Here is an 11,323-nt window from a genome sequence, read left to right as displayed (position 1 = left end):
AATCCGTTTCCCGAAGGAAACTTCATCGCTCGACTTGCATGTGTTAGGCACGCCGCCAGCGTTCGTCCTGAGCCAGGATCAAACTCTCAATAAAAAGTTTAATCTTTTCACTCATAAAACTTACTTTAATAAAAAGAATTGCTGGTTGTTTAAATGTTTTATATATTCTGTTCAATTTTCAAAGACCATTTTATCTCATCGCCTTGAAGCGACTTGATTATCTTATCACTTAAGAAGTTTTATGTCAACATCTTTTTTCAGAAGTTTTTTCTGAGTTTCAAGGTGTTTCCTACTCCCCTTAGCGACTTAATTAGTATATCACTTAAACGATTACTTGTCAACATTTTTCGACATTTCCTAATGTCTTATTTGCCATGTTTACTTTGCTTTCGCTTGAGCAACGAAACTAATGATACCATATATCTTTACTATACAACCATTATATATTCCTATTTATATAATTTATTATTATAATACTCTATATTTCTTCATTTATCTTTATAATACTACTATTGATACGCTAGGTAAAGTTTAATAAATATACTTTTGTATATATTAAAAAGAGGTGATAATTCATCACCTCTTCTTATATACTAAATAGCTTTTCTCTTTTGAATCGTAACTGGATAATTTTCTGTTCCATTTATATTCTGATTTTCATTTACTATAGTTCCCTTATCTGCAATAACCTTAGTCATTTCAACATTCTCTTCTATTACACTATTTTGCATTATAATGCAATTTTCAAGAACTGTTCCTTTTCCTACTCGAACTCTTCTTCCTATAATACAATTCTTAACTGTTCCTTCAATATAAGATCCATTAGCAACAATTGAATTAACTACATTACTTATTTCAGTATATTGTGTTGGAGCCTCATCTTGTGATTTTGTGTATATAGGATTCTTATCATAAAATAATTCTTTATTTATATCTTGATTTAAAAGGTCCATATTTGCATCAAAATAAGATTTAATAGAGTTTATACAAGCTAAATATCCTTTGAACTCAAAAGCACCAACTTTAAGATCATTTAAATTTCTACTTATATATTCTCGTATCTTTCTATATACTCCACTTTTTATACAATCATAAACTATATTAATGAAAAGGTCAGTTTTCATTATATACATTTCCATATTAATATTAGCCTCTTTTTCTCTTCCTATATTTTCGCCAATACTTATTACTCTATCTACTTCATTTATATTTAATGCTTCACAATCAATAAAATTTTTATCAGCATTATCTACAGACTTATATACAACTGTTATATCATTGTTATTTTTTATATGATTTTTTATAAGGTCATTATAATCTATATTACATACCATATATGATGGTGCTAACAATATATACTCTCTTCTACTATTTTTTATAAATTCTATATTATCAGCAAAGTTGTGTACATCATCATATTCTGGTTCATAGTTTCCAAAATTAAATACTCTAAGTCCATCTTTTTTTCTATGAAGGTCCCATGGCCTACCATTTGTTAAATGATTTATTAAGGACCTTGATTTATTCTTTGTAAATATGCCTATACCTTCAATTCCTGAATTGGCCATATTTGATATAGCAAAATCTATTACTCTATATCTTCCTGAAATAGGCACTGATGCTAATGTTCTATGTCTGACTAGTTCACCCATTCTTCTTTCATTTTCATCTAAATTTATAATTCCTAAACAATTATTCAAAAAACCCACCCTCTCATCAACAGCTATCTTTTTAAACATCTATATTATTAGCAGCACTTTTCTTCTACAAATATTTCTCTTGGTCTTATGTCTAATCCCATATCCTTAGATACTACCTCAGTTTCTAAATTTTCATTTGCAGCAACTACTGCAATGTTATCTCCATTACCAACTCTACATTCTCTTCCTATAACAGCATCAGCACCAACTATAGCTTTTTCTATAACTACATTATCTTCTATACGTGCATTTGGCATTATAACTGAATCTTTAATAACAGTATTTTTCCCTACATATACCCCTTGTGATACTATAGAATTCTCTATATTACCATTTATTAAGCATCCTTCTGTAATTAAAGAATTCTTAACTTTAGCATCTTCTCCAATATATTGTGCTGGCCTAACTGGATTCTTTGAATATATTTTCCAATCCCTATCATTTAAACTTAATTCGTCATCCTTCCTTAATAGGTCCATATTAGCTTCCCATAAGCTATCTATTGTTCCTACATCTTTCCAGTACCCCTTAAATGGATAAGCTACCATTCTTCTATTCTCATTAAGCATTTTAGGTATTATATTTTTTCCAAAGTCATTACTTGATGTTTCATCTAACTCATCTTCACTTAAATACTTTTTAAGTGTTTTCCAATTAAAGATATATACTCCCATTGATGCGTTAGTGCTCTTTGGATGTTCTGGCTTTTCCTCAAATTCATATATTGTTTGATCTTCCCTCGTGTTCATTATTCCAAACCTAGTAGCCTCTTCCATCGTAACGTCTATAACTGCTATTGTTACATCAGCATTCTTTTCTTTATGGAAGTCTAACATTTCATCATAATCCATTTTGTAAATATGGTCTCCTGACAATATAAGTACATATTCAGGATCATATCTATCTACATATTCAATATTTTGATATATAGCGTTAGCTGTTCCTTTATACCAATCTCCACCCTTTTCTTCTTGATATGGTGGTAGTATTGCAACTCCCCCATCTCTTCTATCTAAATCCCAAGCATCTCCAATTCCTATATGTGAGTTAAGCTCTAATGGCTTATATTGTGTTAATACTCCTACTGTATAAATTCCTGAATTTGCACAATTACTTAATGGAAAATCAATTATTCTATATTTTCCCCCAAACGGTACTGCAGGCTTTGCTAGATTCTTAGTTAACACCCCTAATCTAGAACCTTGTCCACCTGCTAAAATCATTGCTACGATTTCTTTATTACCCATATAATGTATTCCCCTTCCCTTTTCACTTCTATACCTTAAAGATAAACTTTATCATGCTTTATTTATTGGCACTAGGTTATCTTCTTCCTAGTGCCGCAATAATTAAATTATACTTTTTATTATCTTAAACTCTCTTTTATTTAACTCTATATTTATATACTTATTATTGTTATGTTCACATTTATTATTGTCTATAAGATCATAAGCTAATTTTTCTATACCAATTAATTTATAATCTATTTTTTTATTATAAGGATTTATTATTATGGTAATCATCTCTCTCATATACATACGTTTATATATAATCAATCCTTCTGTATTATCTATAAATTTAAAATCCCCTTTTTTTAAGACCTCTTCATTATTTCTTATACCTATTAAGCGTTTATATATATCTAATATTTCTGTATTGGGACTTTCCCAAGGATATGTCTTTCTGTTATAAGGATCTTTTCCTCCTGTAAGACCTACCTCATCGCCATAATATATTAAAGGTACACCTGGTATAGTCATTTGTATTGTTATAGCTAATTTAAGAAGTTCTTTATCTTCTTCTAGCATTGTAAATATTCTTTCGGTATCGTGATTTCCTAGTAAATTAATATTGCTATAAAAGTTTTCTATCGGATAATTTTCGTATAAGCTCATTATCCTCTTAGCAAAATATTTTGTACTAATACTACCTGTTAAGCATTTTATTATTACATCTCTAAGTGGATAGTTAGTAACTGAGTCAAGTTCATCTCCAAAGAAATATTCTCTTCTTTTAGAATAACTAACTTTATTTGATGCATCTTCCCATACTTCTCCAATTAAAACACTATCATTATTAACATTTAACATCTTATCTTTTATAATTTTTATAAATTCATCTGGCAATTCATCTGCTACATCTAGTCTCCAGCCATATGTCCCTAAATTCATCCATTTAGATATTATAGATTTATTATCCTTAACTATATAATTTATATAATCCTCATTTAATTCATCTATATTGGGTTGATTATTAAATCCCCACCAACATTCATACTTATCTGGATATTCATTAAACCTGTACCAATTATAATATCTAGATTCCTTTGACTGATAAGCACCTAAGGTATCATAATTACCATACTTATTAAAATACTTACTATCTGATCCAGTATGGCTAAATACTCCATCTAATATAATTTTCATATCTAGCTTTTTTGCTTCATAGCATAATGCCTTAAAATCTTCTTCAGTTCCAAACATTTCATCTATTTTTTCATAATCTCCTGTATCATATTTATGACAACTTATAGCTTCAAATATTGGATTCATATATATAATTGACGCTCCCAAGGATTTAATATAGGATAACTTTTTTATAATACCCCTTAAATTTCCTCCATAAAAATCCCATCTTACTACATTTCCATGTTCATCTTTAATATACATAGGATCATCATCCCAATTTCCATATATAAAACTATTTCTTTTAGGATTATTTATTTTCCCATCATCATTACCATTGCAAAATCTATCTACAAATATTTGATATATAATACCTTCTTTATACCAGCTTGGAACTTTCCTCTCCTTATATACAGTTAATTGATAAGTTTTAGGATTGCCCACATATTGCTTACCAATTCCCCCTAATTCATCTTCATTATTTCCATAATATATAATTTCATTATTATAAATAATTTCAAAATAATAATTATTTACCCCACATAGATTATCCGTATTTATCTCTATATTAAATCTATTAGATTTATCATCTTCTTTTATCATCAACTTTCTATATTTAGATAAATCAAATTTAATTAAATTTAGATATACCTCTGCATCTATATCTACATCTATTGATATAGATACATATTTCCCAATATCAACTGCTCCAAATGGTTTTCTATAACTTAAATCATGAGAATTATGAAAAATACTACTCTCTATCATAAAAGCCCCCTAATTATTCGCTTTTATACAAAGCTTTTGTATTCCAAATTTCTTTAGAATATTCTCTTATTGTTCTATCTGATGAAAATATACCTGAGTGGGCTATATTAATACCACATATTCTTTGCCATTTTTCTTTATCTCTATATAACTTATCTACTCTTTCTTGAGCCTTTATATAATCATTAAAATCTCTCAGTACGAAGAATTCATCATTATAAATTAATAAGCTATCATAAATATCTCTAAATTTATTCCTGTCTTCTGAGTATTTTCCATCTATTAGATTATCTAATACTTTTTTTATGCGACTATCATTGTTATATATATCGAAAGAAGAGTAATCACATGTTTTATAATAATTTAGAACTTCATCTGAAGTTAAACCAAAAATTATTATATTATCATCCGTGACCTCATCTCTTATTTCTATATTAGCTCCATCTAAAGTAGCTACTGTTATAGCGCCATTCATCATGAATTTCATATTAGATGTACCTGAAGCTTCTTTGGTAGTAGTTGATATCTGCTCACTTACATCAGCTGCTCTTATTATTTTCTCTGCTAATGATACTCTGTAATTATCCATCATAATTACCTTTATTTTATCTTTAACAATTGGATCATTATTAACTTTATCTGCAATAGCATTTATTAATTGAATTGTATTTTTTGCTAGATGATATCCAGGTGCAGCTTTACCACCAAATATAAATGTTCTTGGAACCATATCTAAATTTGGATTTTCTAATAACCTATTATATAAATCCATTATTCTTAAACAATTTAATGTTTGTCTTTTGTATGCATGTATTCTTTTTACATGTACATCAAAAATAGAATTTGGATCTACCACTATTCCTTTTTCTTTATAAATTTCTTTTGCTAGTTTTTCTTTATTTTTATATTTTATTTTATAAAGTGACTCTATTACATTTTTATTTTTCAAATGTTCTTTAAAATTTACTAATTTCATTGGATTTTTGATGAACTCATCACCTATTGTATCTTTTAATAATGCTGTTAAGTCTGGATTACTTCTTATAAGCCATCTTCTATGAGTTATACCATTTGTTTTATTATTAAATTTATTAGGATAGAATTCATAAAAATCTGCCATTTCCTTATTTTTCAAAATCTCTGTATGAAGTTTCGCAACTCCATTTACGCTATGGCTTCCTACTATAGCTAGATTTGCCATCTTCACATAGTTATCAGATATAATGGCCATACTAGAAATTTTATGCCATTCTCCAGGATACTTATCCCAAAGCATACTACAATACCTCTTGTTTATTTCTTCTATTATCATATAAATTCTTGGAAGTAATTCTTGAACCATATTCACTGGCCACTTCTCTAACGCTTCTGCAAGTATCGTATGATTAGTGTATGAAACAGTATTTTTAGTTATATTCCAAGCTTCATCCCATTCTAATTCTTCCTCATCAATTAATATTCTCATAAGTTCTGGTATAGCAAGTGTTGGATGAGTATCATTTATGTGAATAGATATTTTTTCATGCAGTTTTTTAATACTTCCTCCATTTTTTTTATAATTTCTTATGATACTTTGAAGTCCAGCTGATACAAAAAAATATTGCTGTTTTAATCTAAGTAATTTACCTTCATAAAATGAATCTTCTGGATAAAGTATATAAGATATTGACTCCACATAACTTTTATTATTTATTTCTCTGTCATACTCTCCTCTATTAAAAGATGAAAAATCGAAGTTATCCTCAATAGATTCTGCACTCCAAAGTCTTAAAGTATTAACTACATTATTTTCGTATCCTATTACTGGAGTATCATATGGTACAGCCTTAACTACTTCATATCCATCATGATAGAATTTCAATCTACCATCTATATTTCTTGCTGTAACTATTCCTCCAAATTTAACAATCTCACACTTATCTTCTTTTCTTATTTCCCAAACATTTTTAGATTGTAGCCACTTATCTGCTACTTCAACTTGACTACCTTCTATAATCTTTTGATCAAAGAATCCATACTTATAACGTATTCCACATCCATGTCCAGGAATACCTAAAGATGCCATAGAATCTAGGAAGCATGCTGCAAGTCTTCCAAGTCCACCATTTCCAAGCCCTTGATCTTGCTCTATTTCTTCAAGAATCTCTAAATCTATATCTAATTCTCGTAAACCTTCTTTACAAATATCTCTTATACCTAAATTTAGTAAAGAGTCTCCTAGTAATCTTCCAAGTAAGAATTCCATAGAAAAATAATATACTTCTTTATTTTCTAAAGATTTATATTTATTGTTAGTTTCAATCCAATCCTTTGTAGCATAATCTCTAACTAAAGTTCCTAATGCTTGATATCTTTCTAAATCACTACCTTCATTAAGTTCCTTAGCATACATCTTTGAAAATTTTTCTTCAAAATCTTTTTTAAATATTTCTGTGGTTATTGGCATTAATTAATTCCTCCTGATATCTCAAAATTTGAGTATCAGCCTATTAGTTCTTCATACATTTCCTTATATTCTATAGCGGATTTATTCCAACTATTATCAGAATTCATAGACTGTAGTATTAATTTTTGCCAATTTTTATCATTTTTATATACCCTTAATGCATATTCAATTGTTCCTTTAAGCTCATTGTAATCATAATTTTTAAATCCAAAGCCTGTCCCAACGCCAGTAGTCTCATCATAAAAAGTAACTGTATCCTTAAGGCCACCAGTTTCTCTAACTATAGGAACAGATCCATATCTTAAAGCTATTAATTGTCCAAGTCCACAAGGCTCAAATAATGATGGCATTAAAAACATGTCTGATCCTGCATATATCCTATGTGCTAATCCATTATCAAACATTATATTTGCAGACATTTTATCTGGATATTTGTTTTGAAGATCCTTAAATCTATGTTCATACATATAATCTCCTGTTCCTAATATAACAATTTGAATGTCTTGATCTAATATACCTTCTATCATATTTATTATTAGATCACATCCCTTTTGATGTGTTAACCTAGATACCATTCCAATCATAGGTATATTTCTATCGACTTTAAGTCCAAGTTCCTTTTGAATGGCTTCTTTATTATCTTTCTTGTAACCTAATGTATTACTAGAATAGTTCTTGAATATATACTCGTCAGTATCTGGATTATATTCATCATAATCAATTCCATTCACTATACCTTTAAGTGCTTTTCCTCGATATCTTAATAATCCATCTAATGTTTCACCAAATTCAGAAGTTTTTATCTCTTCTGCATAAGTTCTACTAACTGTTGTAATTTTATCTGAATAATTTATAGCTCCCTTTAAAAAGCTTACCCCTCCATATAACTCTAAACTACCATTTTCAAATAACTGATAGTCATATCCAAAAAGCTCTGGGAGTATTTCCGGTGAAAATGTACCTTGGAAAAACAAATTGTGTATAGAGGTTATAGTTTTAATATTTTTAAAGAACTCATTATTCTTATACTCTACTTTATGAAGTACTGGAATCATTCCTGTCTGCCAATCATTGCAATGTATTATATCAGGCTTCCAATCCATTTCTTTTAAGAATTCAAGGACAGCTCTATCAAAGAATGCAAACTTTTCTCCATCATCATAATATCCATATAATCCTGATCTTTTAAAGTAATACTCGTTATCTAAAAGATAATATTTTACCCCTTTATATTCATATTCTAATATTCCACAATATTGATTTCTCCAGCTTACCCTTACTATAAATTCCTTTATAAACTTTAACTCTTCTTTTATTTCTTTCTTTATATCCCTATAGTTAGGAATTACTACTCTAACATCAATACCTAGATTCTTTAGTGCTTGAGGTAATGCTCCCATAACATCTCCAAGTCCACCTGTCTTTATAAATGGATGGGCTTCCGATGCAGCAATTAAAACCTTCATTATTTAGTTCACTCCTTATTTATTTTTCTATAATTGTTTTATTCTCAATAGCTAATTTATTAAATTTCTCAATTCCAATAATAGATACAGCCATAGGCGGAATCTTTACCTTTATAGAATATGGCATATTGTGATATCCTTCATCTTCTGCAACTAACGTTGCCCTCATAGCCTGTCCAGATCCACCATATTTCTTTTTATCTGTATTAAATCTCTCTTTATAATCTGCTAAATAAGGTACACCTATCTTAAAATCATAGTAAACTTCAGGAGTAAAGTTACATATGAATATTAATGTATCCTTCTCTTGCTTACCTTTCCTCATGAAAATAAGTATACTTTGATCATTATTATCTGCATCTATCCAAGTAAATCCTTCAGGATCATAGTCTAATTCCCATAGCGCACTATTTTCCTTGTAGAATTTATTCAAGTCTTTACAGTATTCATTGGATTTTTTATGCATATCAAATTCATTTATAAGCTTCCATTCAAGTTCTTCATATTCTCTCCACTCTATAAATTGACCAAATTCTGAACCCATAAATAGAAGTTTTTTTCCAGGATGACCTATCATATATGCTAAATATAATCTAAGCCCAGAAAATTTATTCCAGTAATCTCCCCACATCTTATCAACTAATGACTTCTTTCCGTGAACAACTTCATCATGTGAAACAGGTAGTATAAAATTCTCTGAATAATTGTACATCATAGAGAAATTTAATTTATTATGATGATACTTTCTATATATAGGATCAAGTTCTATATACTCTAAAGTATCATTCATCCACCCCATATTCCATTTAAAATTAAATCCAAGACCTCCATCTTCAATAGGCTTACATACATTTGGCCATGATGTTGATTCCTCAGCTACCATCAATAAATTATTAAACTCAGAGAAAACTGCTGTATTTAGATCCTTTAAGAATTGTATCCCCTCTAGGCTACCATCTCCTCCATATATGTTAGGTCTCCACTCTCCTTCATTCCTTCCATAATTTAAATAAATTATATTTGAAACTGCATCAACTCTTAACCCGTCTATATGGAATTCCCTAATCCAATATAGTGCATTAGATATAAGAAAACTTTTAACTTCTGGCTTTCCTAAATCAAAATTAAAGGTACCCCAACCTTTATTATCCGCTTTCCATCCTTCTTCATACTCATATGTTGGACTTCCATCAAACATATACAGTCCGTGCTCATCCTTACAGAAATGTCCTGGTACCCAATCTAGGATTACTCCAATATCATTTTTGTGAAGTGAATTTATTAATTCCTTTAATTCTTCTGCGTTACCGTATCTACTAGTAGGAGAATAGTACCCTGTTCCTTGATAACCCCAAGAGGCATCTAATGGATGTTCAACAAGAGGCATTAGTTCTACGTGTGTATAGCCCATATCTACAACATATTTAGTTAATTTTTCAGCTAATTCACTATATGTTAAAAATTCTCCATTCTTCATCTTCCATGAACCCAGATGTACTTCATATATATTTATAGGACTTTCATATACATTTGTTCTATTTCTTTTATTTATCCATTTTCTATCAGTCCATTTAAATTTCACATCTTCTTTAACAATAGATGCTGTATTAGGTCTCATTTCAGATAATAAAGCATATGGATCTGCTTTATATACACCATTAGTCCCCCATTGATTAATGATGTAATACTTATATTTAACTCCAGCCTTAAGTGCAGGAATAAACAAACTCCATATCCCCATTTCTGTTATTTTTTCTAACTTATATTCTTCAACAGGCTTAAAATCTGAGAACTCTCCAACTACATAAACACAACTTGCCTTAGGTGCCCAAACAGTAAATCGAACCCCTCTCTTCCGCTTCTCGATAACATTGTGAGCTCCCATAAATCTATAACTATTATAATTTTTTCCTTCATGGAACAAATAGTTATCAAAGTCTGTTATTTGTCCTTTTTTAACCGTTGCTTTTTTCTTTGTTGCTTGTACCATGTTACCCCCTCCTTACTTATATCCTTACATTACTTTACAATTATAACATTTAACCCCTTCATACTCCATTTATTTCATAGTCTAAATTTTTACAATTTTAAGTGATTTTTTTCAAAATTTATAAGGAAAATTGATAAAGGCCGAAATTTAGACAAAATCTAACTCTCGACCTTTAAAATATTTATATACCCCAAATTAATTTATATATTTTCATACGCAAAAAAAGAGATAGTAATTAAACTATCTCTTTTCGTTACTCACCTGGCAACGTCCTACTCTCCCACACAGTCTCCCGTGCAGTACCATTGGCGCTATAGAGCTTAACTTTCCTGTTCGGAATGGGAAGGAGTGTTTCCTCTATGCCATCATCACCAGATTTCAGATTGTTCTCTGAAAATTGCACATGAATTTTTGTTGATCGTCTTTTTTATTGGTCAAGCCCTCGACCTATTAGTATCAGTCAGCTGAACATATTGCTATGCTTACACCTCTGACCTATCAACCTTGTGTTCTTCAAGGGGTCTTACTAGCTTACGCTATGGGAAATC

At 29.6% G+C, this 11,323-nt stretch carries 6 protein-coding genes and 3 rRNA genes; all 9 read right to left on the bottom strand.

The window, feature by feature from the left end; genetic code table 11:
- Nucleotides 1-94, bottom strand: a 16S ribosomal RNA gene (locus K5V21_RS18660); the annotation flags it as partial.
- Between the two features lie 499 nt (nt 95-593).
- On the bottom strand, nt 594-1,700 hold the full coding sequence (glgD, locus tag K5V21_RS18655) for a glucose-1-phosphate adenylyltransferase subunit GlgD (RefSeq protein ID WP_221862588.1): 1,107 nt from the start codon (nt 1,698-1,700) through the stop codon (nt 594-596).
- A 47-nt stretch (nt 1,701-1,747) separates the two neighbouring features.
- Nucleotides 1,748-2,947 carry a glucose-1-phosphate adenylyltransferase gene (locus K5V21_RS18650; RefSeq protein ID WP_221862586.1) on the bottom strand — a complete coding sequence of 400 codons (1,200 nt, stop codon included), beginning with the start codon at nt 2,945-2,947 and terminating at the stop codon, nt 1,748-1,750.
- 102 nt (nt 2,948-3,049) lie between these two features.
- Nucleotides 3,050-4,873 (bottom strand): glycoside hydrolase family 13 protein, encoded by a 1,824-nt coding sequence (locus K5V21_RS18645; protein ID WP_221862584.1) that lies wholly within the window; start codon nt 4,871-4,873, stop codon nt 3,050-3,052.
- Nucleotides 4,874-4,886: 13 nt separating this feature from the next.
- The gene (locus tag K5V21_RS18640; protein WP_221862582.1) at nt 4,887-7,319 is read right to left on the bottom strand and encodes a glycogen/starch/alpha-glucan phosphorylase; all 2,433 of its coding nucleotides are present in this window, start codon (nt 7,317-7,319) and stop codon (nt 4,887-4,889) included.
- Nucleotides 7,320-7,354: 35 nt separating this feature from the next.
- Entirely contained in the window at nt 7,355-8,785 is a 1,431-nt protein-coding gene (gene glgA, locus K5V21_RS18635) for a glycogen synthase GlgA (RefSeq protein ID WP_221862581.1), read from the bottom strand.
- Between the two features lie 19 nt (nt 8,786-8,804).
- Nucleotides 8,805-10,775 (bottom strand): 1,4-alpha-glucan branching protein GlgB, encoded by a 1,971-nt coding sequence (gene glgB, locus K5V21_RS18630; RefSeq protein ID WP_221862578.1) that lies wholly within the window; start codon nt 10,773-10,775, stop codon nt 8,805-8,807.
- A gap of 259 nt (nt 10,776-11,034) precedes the next feature.
- Nucleotides 11,035-11,151 (bottom strand): 5S ribosomal RNA (gene rrf / locus K5V21_RS18625).
- A 54-nt stretch (nt 11,152-11,205) separates the two neighbouring features.
- Nucleotides 11,206-11,323: ribosomal RNA gene (locus tag K5V21_RS18620) — 23S ribosomal RNA — on the bottom strand; the annotation flags it as partial.

The sequence above is a fragment of the Clostridium sardiniense genome, from assembly GCF_019753795.1.
In the GTDB taxonomy this organism is placed as follows: Bacteria; Bacillota; Clostridia; order Clostridiales; family Clostridiaceae; genus Clostridium; species Clostridium sardiniense.
This window is presented reverse-complemented; position numbering and strand designations above follow the sequence as displayed.